5 protein-coding genes are annotated in these 15,953 nt (G+C 66.3%); 2 read left to right on the forward strand and 3 right to left on the reverse strand.

The annotated features are described in order from the left end of the window. Window positions 1-55: 55 nt before the first annotated feature. Entirely contained in the window at window positions 56-3,049 is a 2,994-nt protein-coding gene (locus AL072_RS33310) for a DUF1156 domain-containing protein (protein WP_045580666.1), read from the reverse strand. A gap of 473 nt (window positions 3,050-3,522) precedes the next feature. Next, on the reverse strand, window positions 3,523-7,110 hold the full coding sequence (locus AL072_RS08690) for a helicase-related protein (RefSeq protein ID WP_045580665.1): 3,588 nt from the start codon (window positions 7,108-7,110) through the stop codon (window positions 3,523-3,525). Between the two features lie 473 nt (window positions 7,111-7,583). On the opposite strand from AL072_RS08690, the gene AL072_RS08695 reads away from it, so the two are divergent. Together AL072_RS08695 and AL072_RS08700 are read left to right on the forward strand one after the other, a co-directional pair. Then, complete coding sequence (locus tag AL072_RS08695) at window positions 7,584-13,961, forward strand: DUF3320 domain-containing protein (protein WP_082108815.1); 6,378 nt, start codon at window positions 7,584-7,586, stop codon at window positions 13,959-13,961. Window positions 13,962-14,502: 541 nt separating this feature from the next. Beyond that, a complete protein-coding gene (locus AL072_RS08700; RefSeq protein ID WP_045580516.1) occupies window positions 14,503-15,501 on the forward strand; it encodes an IS1595 family transposase in 999 nt (332 codons plus the stop codon). On the opposite strand, the gene AL072_RS08705 is transcribed toward AL072_RS08700, so the two are convergent. After that, on the reverse strand, window positions 15,489-15,950 hold the full coding sequence (locus AL072_RS08705; RefSeq protein ID WP_052709885.1) for a hypothetical protein: 462 nt from the start codon (window positions 15,948-15,950) through the stop codon (window positions 15,489-15,491). The two genes, AL072_RS08700 and AL072_RS08705, sit on opposite strands and share 13 nt — an antisense overlap. Window positions 15,951-15,953: the final 3 nt, after the last annotated feature.

The following is a 15,953-nucleotide window of genomic DNA, read 5'->3' on the forward strand; positions in this document are numbered from 1 at the left end:
ACACCTAAGTGACTGTAGCCACTCTCATTGAGTGAGTGCATTGGGCTCTCCGCGATCAGAGGAAGCTGGGCTGGGATGGGGGCGGCGGCGGGGGCAGGATGTCGCGGGATAGGGCGACGATTTCCGGCCAGCTCTGCACGAGCCCGTTGTAGGACAAGGCTTCCGCCGCGCGTTTCTTGCGCTCGGCCAGGGAATAGAGGTGGTAGGCGAGTTCGCGGGCGACCTCGGCCTTGCTGCCCAACGCCGCCAGAACCCGCGCCGCCGCCGCCTCGCCGCCGGATTCCAGGCTGCGGATCAGGTGATGGACCATCTCCCAGATCGACAGGCGGTTATCGGTGGCCGGATCCCAGGCGGGATCGAGTTCGGTCGGGCGCAGCAACCGCACCTTACCGGGACGCAAGGCGACGATGCCTCCCTTGACCAACCCGGCGACGCTGGTGGTCTTGGCCTTAGACAATTGTTCGGCGACGCCATACTCGCCCTCGGCGAAGCCGTTCTGGTCGAACCAGACCAGCGCCCAGCGGGTGTCGGCGTCGAAATCACCTTCCTGCTGAGCCAGGACTTCGCCGAGTTCCTGGTTGATCAGCGCCAACGCCTCGCGCACCGTCAGCATCTTACCTTCGGCGTCCACCACCTTGGCGAAGCGGGTGTAGACCGCCATGCCTGGTCCGATGGCCGCCTGAGCCAGATCGACCGGCGCGATGTTGCCCTGCTGGAGGTGGGCGAGCGCAGCCGGCAACTCGGTCTTCAGCGCGGTCAGGAACTCGCGTCGCGTGGCGATGCGTGCGTCGGCATGGCGAGGACGGCAGACGAGGACAATGCTCGAGGCGAGGGCATTGGTGCCCGATCCGATCATGCGGTTGCTCAATTCGGTTCGCATCGGCCATGTGCCGCTGATGGCGAATCCAGCACGGATCACGGCATCCAGGAAAGTCTCCCATCCGGTGCTGGCAGTTCCAGTCTCGCTTTTCGTTTCTGATTGCTTAAACGCATAGTAGATCGTAGTGGGAAATGACGGGTGTGCTTGCTCGGCAAGACGGCTCATGGCCTGCGTCATGCCGTCAAGAAAGAACCGCTCCGCCTTTTCCTTACCGCCGTGGCGATAGGGGGTAGCGACAAGCTCTTCAGCTTTGGGCACGGCGAGAGTCGCACATATATCTGGGTAAATTAGCCTCAATGAGCGTCGCAGCCATATATAGAAAAAATCAGAAAGATCTGCATATCCAATATTGTCGTAATATGGCGGATCTGTAGAAACTACTTTATTGACTGTTATGCCCTGCGAACTGGCATCAGAAAGAGATGCAAAGCCAATGCCCTTCGTCGGCAGACGATCAAGAGTATCCGCTACGCGCATGATTGCCGTTGCTGCACTGGCGGCTACTTCAGACAGCGGATTTGCTTCTGCAAAATCCCACGTCATGGGTATGGCTTGTCGAGAAAATACATTTCGTATGCCAGATTTTCTCCCCTGGCCGTCTCGAAGATCCCATGAACAAATATTAGAGCAGCGATCGGCGAGTCTACTCACTGTAAATGACAGCTGAGTTGCAACTGCGTCCGCATAGGAATTATCGCGCGCATCATTTTCAACGCGCTTCCGTACTTCTTGCACAAGTTCAGAGAATGTCGTCAACGTTACGAATTGTCTTGAAGTAAAAAGGTCGCGATATGCTTTCATGCCGTAGAATGGCGGAGAGAACCACCGAGGATTCTCAGGCATATCGACCTCTGGATTCCAATCTGCCATGGCTCCGTGCGCCATTTCTTCTTGCTCTGGTGTCGGAGTTAAATAAAATCTGCCGCCTTTCCCTTCGGCAACCATCGCCATCAACCGTGTGCCCAAACGCCCAATCTGTCCCTGGGTTTTGATGTATTCTCCCGAAATAGCCGTATCCGACATGACACACCGAAAATTTGCGCCACGGGATAGCTTTGTCCCATCCTTTGCCGTCTCAGGTTGCTTTCCCACTTTTACGATGAACCGATACTTACCCTCTTCAATCACCGGTTCGACGTAGGCTTCTTTTCCAACTTTTGCGGACAACACGAACGTGGAGGCCAGCGGCACATCCACATCTGCAAAGGCCGGATTCGGGCTTTTCACCGTGCGCGCCCACAACCATGCAATGACCGTCAGCTTCTGCCCGACCAGCGGCTTCAGATCCGGGCGTTCGACCGTCATCTCCTCGGTGATCTCAATCTTCGGATAGAGATGGCCAATGCGCTTTTCCGCCTCGTCGCGCATCCATTGGCCGTAATAGCGGACGTCCTCGGCCAGCCCCTCAGCGCCCTTCCAGGTGCGGCCAACAAGATCCGGCTTGGCGCGCGAAACTGGGTTAACTGGCGGGTGGCCGGCGAATTTCGGCGGGATCTCGATCATCGCCTTGTTGATCAGCACCGCCACCGGATTCAGATCGCTGGCGTGGGCCTCCAACCCCAGGCGCTGGGCCTCCAGCGGCAGGGCGCCGCCGCCGGCGAAGGGGTCGTGGAAGGCCGGCAGGGTATGGCGGTCGAACAGCTCCTTGGCGCGGGGATGGTCGGCGTTCTCGGCGCAGGTCCGCCGCCAGCTCTGCCAGATTTCCGCCCGCGCCTTGTCGAGAACCGCCTCGTTCGTCGTGTTCTCCCACTTCACCAGATCGCGGATGATGTCGAACAGCCGTTCGCGCTCCAAGTCGGCGGCGCATTCCTCCAGCGTCGGGCGCAGCCCGGCCTCGGTCAGGCGGGACAGGTCGGCGTCGGCCTCGACGGCGGCGGCCATGGCGGCGGTGCGCTCGTCCCACAGCGTCTCCCGCTTCGCCAGTTCGCGCGCCGCCGCCTGCTTCAGGGCCGGGTCGCGCAGCAGGGTTTCGACATACTCCGACGGGTCATCGACCATCTGCGCGAAGATCACCGCGCGGGCCGCCGCCAGGGGCCGCCGCGCCCACCAGAGATGCAGGGTGGACGGGTGGCCGTGGCGGATCGACTTCTCCCGCGCGCTTTCCTTGTTGATCGCCTCCAGCGGCAGGGCGACCTCGATCAGCTTCTTCTTCGTCTTGGCCGGAACCATCAGTCACAATCCTCTTCGGGCGCCCAGGGCGGCGGAGCGCCGGGCAGCGTCATCTCAGCGAAACGCTGGCTTATCGCATGGGCGGCGTCGGAAGGCGACCGGCACGCCAACCCGCCGAGCGCCCGTAGGACGTTGCGCACCAGCTCGTCGTCGCGGACCAGCGTGGGGAACAGGCGATGGTGGACGAACCGCTCCCAGCTCTGCGCCGGATCCGACGTGGCGGGGGCGAAGAGGTCGGTCTGCGGGTCGTAGAGTTCGTCGCGGTACCGCCGGCAGAGATCCTGCCATGCCCGGCCAGAGCGGCGCGAGATCCACAGGATCGGCCTGACCCAGCGTCACCAGCGGCCCGGCACGGTCGCGTGGCTGTTCCAACAGGTCCATCGCGCGCAGGAAACGGCGGCGGCACAGGGAGTAGAGAGCGAACAGCGCGGCCTTGCCGCCGTCCGCTTGATGGGTGGTGAGATCCTCGCGGGTCACGACGGTTGTTCCGAGCGGGCGATCAGGGTGGCGAACTCATAGTTGACGCTCGCCGCCTCGAAATCCGGTTCGCGGTGGAAGGGGCGGCGCAGGTAGTGGACCCGGTGCGCGCCGTCGTCGAGAAATTCAACCATCGCGAGGATGAAGTCCTCCGGCTTGTTGAGCGAATAGAGGATTTCGTTGCGGGTTACGGTGATCGTTGCCGCCCCGGACACCCGACCCTTCACCTCGATGAAGCGCAGGCGCCCGGTGCCGGGAACGCGGCTTTCGATGTCGTAGCCCAGCTTCTCGAACTCCCGATCGACGGGGGCGAAGCCCAGCCCACGCTCGATCTCCATGACGATGGCGCGGGCGCGGGCGCCGACGGCCTGGGTGTCCACCAGAGTGGCGGGGTTGGCCGGAAGGGCGCCGGTCATCGTCGCGAGCAGCCCGGCGGGGACCACGAGCAACCCGCCGAGGATCACCGGGGGGAGCGGCGCGATCTGGCGCTCGCGCTTGATCTCGTCGATCCGCTTTTCCAGGCGGGCCTGGAGGGTGTCGGCCCGCTTGCGCGCCTCGCCGGAATTCAGGCGGGCGTTCGGCTTTCCGGCCTTTTCCTGGTCCTTCAACTGCTCGGCCCGGAAATCCCAATAGGTGATCTCCTTCATCAGCCGTTCCTTGACCGCCGCCTCCGTCCGGTCGAGAAGCGCCAGCTTGCGGGCGCGGACCTCGCCCAGATGTTCGGGCACGACCTGGGCGATGGCGTGGGCCTGGGCGCGGGACTCCAACTCACGGGTGATCCACGCGCATTCGGGGCGGTCGAGGATGGTGGCGGCGTCCGGTTCCCCAGCCGCCATCGGGCGGTAGTCGAGATAGGGCGCATAGTGCAGGTGGCGGGTGGCGCCAGCGCCGTCGATTTCAACGAACAGCAGCCGTTTGGAGACGATGCGGCGCTCGCCGTTGCGGGTGGTGCTGCCGTCCTGGATGGCGTGTTCGAGGAAGAAGAGGACACGGGGCGTGACGCCGGGATCGCGGTCGTCCACCAGGACGGTGCCGCGGCGCAGCAGATCGCGGTGACGTTCCAGGGTCAGGTCGATGACGGCGTCGAGAAGGGGATGGCCCGGACAGACGAAGGCGGCGGGCGGCTGACCGGGCGGAGCCACCAGCGTCTTGTCGAAGGCGATCCGTTCGTAACGGGGCAAGACCGGCTCGCCGATGCCGATCAGCCGGTCGCGGTTGCGGATCGGGGCCGGAACGTGAGTGACCTCATAGCGACGCGGCTCCCGCTTCTTCGCCGTTCCGCCCAGGCGATGGAAGGCTTCCAGGAAGAAGGATTCGATGTAGTGGGGTTGAAGCCGTTTCGCTTCCGCGCGCTCCATCTCCTCGCGGATGCGGTGGACCCGGCTTGCGTCCATCGCGTCGTGGGCAAGCGCGCGGTCCTCGAGAAGATCCTTGAGTTGATCGGGGTCGAAGGCGCTCTCGACGACCCTGGTCAGGCGGGCGCGGACCTCGGGCATTTCGCCGTAGCGGATGGCTTCGATCAGGAGTTCGCGGAGCGGGCGTCCCTCGAACTGGAGCTTGCCCAGGACATCGAACACCTGCCCGCCGAGCGCCGTCCGGGCCTGCCCCAGCTTTTCCAGGAGCTTGGTGTAGACGTCGCCCTCACGGGTTTCGTGAGCGACGAGATTCCACAGGTGGCAGACCTCGGTCTGGCCAATACGATGGATGCGGCCGAAGCGCTGTTCGAGACGGTTCGGGTTCCAGGGCAGGTCGTAGTTGACCATGAGATGGGCGCGCTGGAGGTTGATGCCCTCGCCAGCCGCGTCGGTCGCCAGAAGGACCTGGACCTCGGGGTCGTGCTTGAAGGATTCCTGAGCCTTCAGGCGATCCTCGCGCCCCATGCCGCCATGGATGGCGACCACCGCCTCGCGGCGACCAAGCAGAGTGGCGATGCGGCTTTCCAGATAGTTCAGGGTGTCGCGGTGTTCGGTGAAGATGACCATCTTCTGATGCGGCGACGGCGTCGGCTTGGCGATCACCGGAACACCGGCATCGTAGGGGGCCTGCTCCTCGGCGAACTGATTCCCGATGGAGGCCGGCGTGAAGATCTCTCCCAGGAGCGTTGCCAACTCCCGCCATTTCTTGTCGTCACCGCTGCGGCGGATCGCCGAGGCCATGTTCTCCAGGCGCTTCAGCGTCTCGATCTCGATGCGCAACTCGGCGATGCTGCGGGCGGCGGTCGCCTGGTCAAGGATCTGTGCCTCGGCGGCTTCAAGCTCGTTTTCGGGCGCATCCTCGAGATCTTCGACATCCTCCTTGTCGAGGACGTGCAGTTGGGTGGCCATCGACGCGGCGAGCTGGTCGGGTCGATGGAGGATCTCCATTTCCCGGAGACGGCTTTCCAGCCGCTCGCGCCGGCGGCGAAGCGATTGATAGATCGCCTCCGGTGAGGACGCGAGCCGCCGTTGCAGAACCGTCAACGCGAAGCCGACGGTGCCTGCCCGCTTGTCATTCTCCAGCGCCTCGGCGCGGTTGAACTCCTCCCGCACATATTCGGTCACCGCCTTGTACAGGTCCTCCTCGGTGTGAGAGAGCTTGTAGGGGACTGTGTAGGCGATACGTTCCGGGAACAGCGGGGTCGCGTCGAACTTGAGCAGGTTCTCCTTGACCATGCGGCGCATCAGATCGGACACGTCGGCGGTGTGAACGCCGTCACGAAAACGCCCCTCGAAACGATCACCGTCCAGCAACGCCATGAAAAGCTGGAAGTCCTCTTCCTTGCCGTTGTGAGGCGTGGCGGTCATCAAAAGGAAGTGACGGGTCAGCGTCGACAGGAGTTGCGCCAGCTTGTAGCGCTTCGTGTATTTGATTTCGCCGCCGAAGAAGGTGGCCGAGAGTTTGTGCGCTTCGTCGCAGACAACGAGATCCCAGCGGCAATCAGGAGTCTGCAGCTTTTGCTGAACGTCTTCGTTCCGTGATAGCTTGTCGAGGCGGGCAATGACCAGATTCGTTTCCAGAAACCAATTTCCTGTTCGAGCGGCCTCGAGCTTGTCGTTCGTCAGGATTTCAAACGGCAAGTTGAAGCGGCGGAAAAGCTCGTCCTGCCACTGTTCGGCCAAACTGCCAGGGCAGACGACGAGGCAGCGTTGAAGATCGCCGCGGGCGATCAGCTCCTTCATGAGCAGGCCGGCCATGATCGTCTTCCCCGCACCCGGATCGTCCGCCAGAAGGAAGCGGAGCGGCTGGCGGGGAAGCATTGCCTCGTAGACCGCCGTGATCTGGTGTGGAAGCGGTTCGACCACAGACGTGTGGACTGCCAGAACGGGATCGAACAGATGGGCCAAGTGGATACGCTGTGCTTCAGACACGAGCCGGAAGGAGTGTCCGTCGCCGTCGAAGCTCCATGGGCGCCCTTGCTCGACGAGTTCGATCCGAGATTCGTCATGGCGGTAGAGCAGCTCATTGGCCACCTTACCGGTGGCGTCCTTGTAGGTCAGCTCCAGGGCTACAGAGCCAAACCACTGAACGTTGACAACCGTGACAAGCCCGTTTGGAAGGATGCCTCGAACTGATGCACTCGTTTGCAGTTCCTCAAGACGCGCCATACTCTGTCACCCTTGATCACGTCATGGAACGCCGTGGATTCGTCATCTGGACGTGCGGCTACCGATCGGATTTTGCTCATTGCAGTTTTAGCAGAACGCATATTGCACGGCAAAGTGCGAAACGCTCTCAGCCTGCTCAACCAAAATCCAGTTTAATGTGATAGACGCGAGGGAATGAGGGCAGGAGGACGAGACATTCGGCCGAGCGCCAATCGGGATTTTTAATGAAGAGAATCATGCTCTCTAGGTGGTGCGACGGTTGCAATCTAAAGGAAGCTTTTAGAAAATCGAACTCTCATGAAAATATGCATTTTCTGATTGCTCTAACGCCAGCGCTGAGTCGTCTCTGCTCGTCGGCATAGGATGTCCTCGGCTCAACGACCGGTCGCATCCCGGAAAGCGTGTGTGATATGCTTTGGCCTCGCGCTAAAGAAACATCAAACGTGATCTTTCAGGCTGGGGCGGCGATTATCATGAGCGACAACAACGAAGCGGTGCTGGATGTCGTGGTGGATCGGGCGCCGACGGAGGCGCCTCCGCCCATCCGCATTGAGGCGACGTTGACGCCACGTCTGAACCTCGCCTTCTATCAGAACGCGGTCCCGGTACTGCGTGAGCTGGTGCTGGTCAACGACGGCGACGCTCCGCTGGAGGCGGTCGAACTGACCCTGACTTCGGACCCCGCCTTCCTGGCCCCGAAGACTTGGCACATCGACGCCGTTCCCGCCGGACAGCGCTATCATGTGCCGAAGCTCGACCTTATGCTGGACGGCGCCATGCTCGGGCGGCTGACGGAGGCGGAGAGCGCGACCGTCACCATCACAGCCTCGAGGAGCGGGAGCGCCGACATGCCCCTGGCCCGGAGCGAACGGTCGCTCGAACTGCTGGCGCGCAACCAGTGGGGCGGCGTCGGCAACGTTCCCGAGATGATCGCTGCCTTCGTCCAGCCGAACGACCCGGCTGTCGAACGTGTGCTGAAGAAGGCCGCCGAAATCCTGCGCCAGAACGGTAAGAGCGGGTCGCTGAATGGCTATGATGGCGGGCCGAAACGGACCTGGGAACTGGCCGCCGCTGTCTGGGGCGCGGTCGGTGCACTGGGCCTTGACTACGCCCTGCCGCCGCCCAGCTTCGAGCATGCCGGGCAGAAGGTGCGTGGGCCCTCGCAGATTCTGGACGCCGGACTAGCCACCTGTCTGGATTCCACCCTTCTCTTCGCTGCGGCGCTGGAGCATTGCGGGTTGAACCCGCTGATCGTCTTCACGCGCGGCCACGCCTTCGCCGGCGTCTGGCTGCGGCGCGAGGAGTTCACCACGCCGGTGGTCGATGATGTGACGGCGCTGCGCAAGCGGGCGAAGCTGAAGGAACTGGCGCTGTTCGAAACGACGCTGGCGACCCAGCGTCCATGCCCGTCCTTCGCCGTCGCCATCGATCATGCCTTCCGCCAGATCGAAGGGGAGGCCGCGGACGCGTTCGAACTGGCCGTGGACGTCCGCCGCGCCCGCCTGCAACGTATCCGGCCGCTGGCCAGCGCCGAGTCCATGGTGGCGGCGGAGCACGCCGACGTGACCGCCGAGACGTCCGAGCCGCTGTTCGCGGAAGCACCGGCTGACCTTCCCGACGACCTTGATGACGTGGCGGACGGGGGGGCGGCGGATGCGGGGCCGACCTCGCCCAAGGACCGTCTGGAACGCTGGCAGCGCAAGCTGCTGGACCTGTCGCTGCGCAACACCCTGCTGAACTTCCGCGCCGGGAAGCGTGCCTTGGTCTGCGACGCTCCGGACCCCGGCCTGCTGGAGGACCTTCTCGCGGAAGGCCGGACGCTGCGCCTGCTGCCCCGGCCGGCGCTGATGGATGGCAGCGACCCGCGCAGCCAGGCGATCCACGAGGGGCGCACCCTCGAGGATCTGCACCGCCAGCACGCGCTGGAGGCGCTCGGCCGCAACGAGGTGCTGGTCGGGTTGAAAGGGGAGGAACTCGACGCGCGGCTGACGGAGCTGTACCGCACCGCCCGCGCCGCGATGCAGGAGGGCGGGGCGAACACCCTGTTCCTGGCGCTCGGCTTCCTGTCCTGGACGCGCGACGCCAAGGACGCGAAGCGCCACCGGGCGCCGCTGATCCTCATTCCCGTCACTCTCCAGCGCAAGAGCGTGCGGTCGGGCTTCAGCCTTGTCCTCCACGACGACGAACCCCGCTTCAACCCGACGCTGCTCCAGATGCTGCGCCAGGACTTCGCCCTGACCATCCCGGTCGCGGAAGGGGATCTGCCGCGCGACGACAGCGGGCTGGACATCGCCGGCATCTGGAAGTCCGTCCGCCAAGCGGTGAAGGACATCCCCGGATGGGAGGTGGCGGAGGACGTGGTGCTCGCCACCTTCTCCTTCGCCAAGCACCTGATGTGGAAGGATCTGGTCGATCGGACCGAGCAGCTGAAGCAGAACCCGGTCGTTCGGCACCTGATCGAGACGCCCCGCGATCCGTTCCCCAGCGATGTGGCCTTCCCGAACCCGCGTGCGCTGGACGCGACCCACGGGCCGGAGCACACCTTCTGCCCGCTTCCCGCCGATTCCTCGCAACTCGCGGCGGTGATGGCGGCGGCGCGCGGCAAGAGCTTCGTCCTGGTCGGGCCGCCCGGCACCGGCAAGAGCCAGACCATCGCCAACCTCATCGCCCAGTTCCTGGCGGAGCGGAAGTCGATCCTGTTCGTGTCGGAGAAGATCGCGGCGCTCGACGTGGTGTACCGGCGCTTACGCGAGGTCGGTCTCGGCGAGTTCTGCCTGGAGCTGCACTCCAGCAAGTCGCGCAAGCTCGACGTGCTGGACCAGCTCCGTCGCGCCTGGGAGGCCAAGGGCGACACCGACGCCGACACATGGCGCAAGGAGGCCCAGCGGCTGAAGGCCATGCGCGATCAGCTCAACGGCTTCGTCGAGCGGCTGCATCACCGGCACCGCAACGGTCTGACCGTGCACGCCGCCATCGGCCGTGTCGTCGCCGGGCGGCACCGCCCGCCGCTGGGGCTGTCCTGGCCGTCCGTCGACACCCATGACGACGCCGCGCTCGACGCCCTGCTGGAATTGGCCGACCGGCTGGCCCTTCACGCGCGCGAGGTCGGCTCGATCACCGACAGCCCGTTGCGGCTGGTGACCCATGCGGAGTTCTCCTCCCACTGGCGCCACGGCCTGATCGGCGCGGCCCGGGATCTGGCGGAGGCCGGCGACGCGCTGACGGATCGTGGGGATTCCTTCCTCCGCGCCACCGGACTGCCCGGCCCTCCCCTGGACCGCAGGACGCGCGCCCTCCTGGGCGAGCTTGCCCGCGTTCTGCCGCAGGCCGCCGGGCGCGACTGGCGCTTCGTCCTGCGGCCCGATGCGGGGCGCCTCGCCGACCGTCTGCGGGAGGGGCTGGGCCGTCTCGCAGCCCGGCGAGCGCTACTCGACGCGCTGTCGCCTCCGCTTTCGGAGAGCGTCATGCAGGCGCTGGGCCGGGGACTCGGGCTGCTGGCGAAGCACCGGGAGCTCACCAGCCAACTGTCTATCGCCTACGGCGCGGCGGCCGCGACGCTCGACGTGGACGGCCTCAAGGCGGACTGGGCCAAGGCCCAGCAGTCGATGTGGCCGCTGCGCGGCATGCGGTCGAAGGCGGTCGTCAAACTCCTGATGGCGGCGTCGGACGGCAGCCGCGAACCCGACGTTGCCGCCGATCTGGACCGGCTCACTGCGCTGCGGGCCGTTACCCGCGACCTCGAGGCGCTGGCGCCCGCCGTCGCGGAAGCCGGGCCGGTCTGGGTCGGCCTGGACACCGACGTCGAGGCCGTGCAGTCCCTGCTTGCCTTCCAGGCGGTGCTGCCGGCGGCGCTGGCGGCGGCGCCCTGGAGCGAGAGCGGCCTCGGCCCGGTCTCCGAAGGCCGCTGCGGCGCGGCGCCGGCTGCCGCTCTCCAACACCTGCGCGACCTTCGCGCGCTGGAAGGGGAGATCGAGGAGTTCGACGATCTTCGCACGATCACGGGCGGACTCTGGAACGGCCTGCGGACGCGCGTACCGGACGTCGAGGTGGCGTTGATCTTCCAGGCCGCGCTCTCGTCCGTCATCGGGCGGCTTGCATCGACGCCGGACGAGCTTGCGTCCGTCAAGGCGCCGTTGGACCGTCTGATCGGCGATGGCAACGCCTTGCTGGCTGCGGGCGGCCCCGTCGAGACGGCTGGGCAAGCCTTCCGCGAGGCGCTGGATGGGTACGACGCCGCGTTCCAGACCTTCGCCGGGCTGTCCGGCTCCGGCGAATCCCAGATCGACGCCATCGTCGGCGAGACACCGAGCCGCGTCGCGGCCGCCGCCCGAGGGATTCCGCCGCTGGAGCCGAAGCTCCACGGCTGGTGCGCGTGGCGTCGGACGCGGGACGACGCGCTGATGCACGGGCTGGCGCCGCTGGTCGATGCCCTGGAGCAGGGGCGCGTCGCCGTCGAGGACCTGCGGGACGCCTTCGAGACGGGCTACTGCCGCTGGTGGCTCGACGGCGTGGTCGATGACGACGCAGTGCTGCGCTCCTTCGTCTCCGCCGAGCACGAGAAGCGCATCGCTGACTTCCGCGCCCTCGACGAACGCTTCACCGACCTGACCCGCGCCCACATCCGGGCCGGGCTCTGCGCCGGCCTGCCGGACCAGGACAGCGTCGGCAAGAGTTCGGAATGGGGCGTCCTGCGCCGCGAGATGCAGAAGAAGCGCGCCCACATGCCCTTGCGCGAACTGATCGGCAAGCTGCCGACGGCGGTGACGAAGCTGGCGCCCTGCCTGCTGATGAGCCCGCTGTCGATCGCGCAGTTCCTGGCCGCCGAGACCGCGCCGTTCGACGTCGTGGTGTTCGACGAGGCCTCGCAGATCCCGGTGTGGGACGCGATCGGCGCGATGGCGCGCGGCCGGCAGGTCGTCATGGTCGGGGATCCGAAGCAGCTTCCGCCGACCGCCTTCTTCGACCGTGCGGAGGCCGGCGAGGACGACGACGCGGGCGACGTGGAAGGCGACCTGGAAAGCATCCTCGACGAGTGCCTGGGCGCCAACCTTCCGGCCCGCAGCCTGAACTGGCACTACCGCAGCCGCCACGAAAGCCTGATCGCCTTCTCCAACCACCGCTACTACGAGGGCGGGCTGGTCACCTTCCCGTCGCCGGTCACCGACGACCGGGCCGTCAGCCTGCATCCCGTCGCCGACGGCGTCTACGAGAAGGGCGGCGCCCGCATCAACAAGCCGGAAGCGCGGGCGCTCGTCGCCCATCTGGTCGAGCGGCTGAAGGAACCGGCCTTCCGGGCCGCCGGCCTGACGGTCGGTGTGGTGACCTTCAACAGCGAACAGCAGCGCCTGATCGAGGATCTGCTGGACGAGGAACGGCGGAAGACCCCCGAGATCGAGCCGCATTTCGCCGAGGACGCGGTCGAGCCGGTGTTCGTGAAGAATCTCGAGAGCGTCCAGGGCGACGAGCGCGACGTCATGTACTTCTCCCTCACCTACGGCCCCACCCTGACCGGGGCGGTGTCGATGAACTTCGGCCCGATGAACCGGGACGGCGGCGAGCGGCGCCTGAACGTCGCCGTCACCCGCGCCCGGCAGGAACTGCGGGTCTTCTCCAGCCTGCGGCCGGAGCAGTTCGACCTGTCGCGCACGGCGGCGCTCGGTGTCCGGGACCTCAAGCACTTCCTCGAGTTCGCCGAGCGCGGCCCGCGGGCGCTGGCGGAGGCCGTCCACGGCAGCGTCGGTGAGCACGAGAGTCCCTTCGAGCACGCCGTGGCCCGAGCGCTCGCCGCGCGCGGGTGGCAGGTGCGCCCGCAGATCGGCGTCTCATCCTTCCGGATCGATCTGGGCGTGGTCGACCCGGACGCCCCCGGACGTTTCCTCGCCGGCATCGAATGCGATGGCGCGACCTACCACCGCTCCGCCACCGCCCGCGACCGCGACAAGCTGCGCGAGCAGGTGCTGCGCGGCCTGGGGTGGGAGATCGTCCGCATCTGGTCCACCGACTGGTGGCACGACCACGACGGCGCCCTGGACAAGGTCGATGCCCGTTTGTCGGCTTTGCTGGAGGCCAGCCGCGCGCGGCGTGCCGAGGAGGTGCTGCGGCTCGATGCAGCGGCGCTGGGTGCCGCCGTGTTGACCGACGACATGCCGGCCGCCGACGCCTTGGAAGAGCCGGAGGGGGTGGCGCCGTCCCCTGACGCGGACGAGGAGCGCAACAAAGCTTCCACCGGCACGGGGCATCGCCCGGCCGACGATCTGTTCCAGGGCGCGGACCTGATGCAGCCGTCCATGGCCTATGCCCGCAACGCGGGCGACGCACCGCCCGCCGGTGCGGACGGCCGGTTCCGCGAGGCCGCCCCGATGTCGGTGGTGAGCACCGTCGCCCCGGATGCGTTCTTTGACCGGGAGTACGCTGCGGCGCTCCAGGAGATGATCGCTCACGTCATCGCCGTGGAAGGGCCGGTTCGCGACGATGTCCTCGCCCGTCGGATCGCGCGCGCCCACGGATGGCTTCGCACAGGCCCCAAAATCCGCGACCGTGTCATCACCCTGGCCCGCGCGCGCTTCCCGATGTGTCAGGAGGAGGTCGGCGTCTTCTTCTGGCCCGCCGGCACGGATCAGAACGTTTGGCCGTCCTTCCGGCGTCCGGCTGGGGATGAGGCGAGGCCCGTCGATGAGATCGCTCTTCCGGAACTGGTGGCCCTCGCGAAGGCCGTGAAGGACGATGGTATCACGGGAGAGGATGCCATCACGGCCATGGCCCGCGACGCCGGCCTCCAGAAGCTGCGCGCGGCCAGCCGCGATCGCCTTCGCCGCGCCTGGACCATGGCATCGTCCGAAGGAGGTCAGTAGGAGGCGCAGGCAGGAAGTCAGGCGCCGATGTAGTCGGCGTTCCAGATGGGGGGTACGATTCCGAGTGCGGCGCGGAGGAAGGCCGAGGCGATTTCCGCCGCCAGCCTCTTCGCGCGAGCCGGAAACCCTGGACTGGTTGCGGCCGAGGCGGGGCCATGTGTCATACGATGGCTGACCAAGGCGCCACGGTGCCGTCCTGAAGCCGATTCGAGGTGATGGCGGCGCGCGCTGCGAGGCTTGGACCGACGGTGTGATCGCTCCATGCGATGCCCAAGTCCCGCCGGCGTGGGCATCCAGCGGGTGGCGTCGGGTCAGCCCCGGCCAAACGCCGAGGGTGCCCAGGCGATCACCCTCCGCTCCGTCGACCAGGCTGAGCGAGGGGCTGTGAAGGGGGCCCCGACGGGCGGCTATGCGGCCGCTATCACGGACTTATGTAGCATCCGCCACTATGACCGGCGGGTGAGCACAAATCATGAACTTGATGATTCACAACGGAGTCGTGGCCGGGTAGACTCGGGCAATCACCGTGTCGGAGATCGCCATGCCCCGTCGCACCAAAAGCCAGCACTTCCTTCTCAGCGCCGCGGCGCGCACGCTGTCGCTGGCGACCGTGCTGCGCCTGTCGGACACGGAAGCCGAGACGGTGTTCGCGGCGATCCGCTGGCCGGAGACGAACGGGCGTCCCGTGTGCCCGGCGTGCGATTGTGATGCGGTGTACGACTGCCGCCGGCCGAGCGGTGCGCCTCGCTGGCGCTGCAAGCGGTGCCGCAAAGACTTCTCCCTCACCTCGGGCACGCTGTTCGCCTTCCACAAGCTGGCGCTCCGGATGTACCTCGCCGCCGTGGTGATCTTCGTCAACGAGGTGAAGGGCAAGGGCGCGCTGCCGCTGTCGCGCGACCTGGGCGTCCAGTACAAGACGGCGTTCGTGCTGGGCCACAAGATCCGCGAAGCGATGGCGGCCGAGAGCCGCGGTGTCGTCATCGGCGGCGCGGGCAAGGCGGCGGAGATCGATGGGGCCTACTTCGGCGGCCACGTCCGCCCGGAGAACCGCAAGGCGGAGCGCAAGGACCGCCGGCTGGCCATCAACCAGACCGGCAAGCGCCGGTGTGTCGTCACCATCCGCGAGCGCGACGGCCGCACCCTGACCGGCGTGTTCCCGTCCGAGGACGCCGCCGGCAGCTTCATCCGCTCGCGCGTCGCCAAGGGCACCGAAGTGCATGCGGACGAGTCCAGCGCCTGGAACGACCTGCACGCCCGCTACCCGATGCACCGCATCAACCACCAGGACGCCTACAGCCAGGACGGCGCCTGCACCAACGGGGCGGAATCTTTCTTCTCGCGCATCCGCCGCGGGGAGATCGGGCACCATCATCACATCTCGGGCCTCTACCTGCACCGCTACGCCAATGAGGCCGCGTTCCGAGAGGATCATCGCCGGACCAGCAACGGCGAGCAGTTCCGCGTCGTGGTCGGGCTGGTGACGAAGACCGGCCCGTCGGTCGATTTCTGCGGCTACTGGCAGCGCGCTCACGCGGCGTGATCGGCGGGTTCGGCCGGAAGGCGCCAGCGGGCGCCCAGGCCATTGCCGATCTTCTCCACCGTGCCCTTGCCTTTCAGGGCGGTCAGGGTGTTGAGGACGCGCTGGATGAAGTCGGAGCGGGTCTTGCGGTCTTCCGGATCGAGCCCTTTGTCGCGCAGCGCGGCGACGGCGATCTCCTCAGCGGCAACGACACGTCCCTCTGCCATGCGCAGCGCCTCCAGGCAGCGGCGCGCCAGCTCGCCGCTGGCGAAGTAGTGGGAGCGCCTCGCCGGCGGCTTCTTCGGCGCGATGCTCTCCGGCTCCAGTTCCGGGGCGAACAGGCGCAAGGTGGCGTCCAGGTGCACCAGGTCGGCCCGGTGCTGAGACATCCGCTTCTCAAGCTCAAGGATTGCCCCGGAGATCTCGCCCCGCTTCTCCCGCAAGGCGCTGACAACGTGCGGCTCGCCCATACT

This window comes from Azospirillum thiophilum (genome assembly GCF_001305595.1).
Classification (GTDB): domain Bacteria; phylum Pseudomonadota; class Alphaproteobacteria; order Azospirillales; family Azospirillaceae; genus Azospirillum; species Azospirillum thiophilum.

What these genes read in the sequence shown, in the direction of transcription:
- AL072_RS08690 (WP_045580665.1), bottom strand. Translation starts at nt 7,110, where the DNA reads ATGGCGCGTCTTGAGGAACTGCAAACGAGTGCATCAGTTCGAGGCATC.
- AL072_RS08700 (WP_045580516.1), top strand. Translation starts at nt 14,503, where the DNA reads ATGCCCCGTCGCACCAAAAGCCAGCACTTCCTTCTCAGCGCCGCGGCG.
- AL072_RS08695 (WP_082108815.1), top strand. Translation starts at nt 7,584, where the DNA reads ATGAGCGACAACAACGAAGCGGTGCTGGATGTCGTGGTGGATCGGGCG.
- AL072_RS33310 (WP_045580666.1), bottom strand. Translation starts at nt 3,049, where the DNA reads ATGGTTCCGGCCAAGACGAAGAAGAAGCTGATCGAGGTCGCCCTGCCG.
- AL072_RS08705 (WP_052709885.1), bottom strand. Translation starts at nt 15,950, where the DNA reads ATGGGCGAGCCGCACGTTGTCAGCGCCTTGCGGGAGAAGCGGGGCGAG.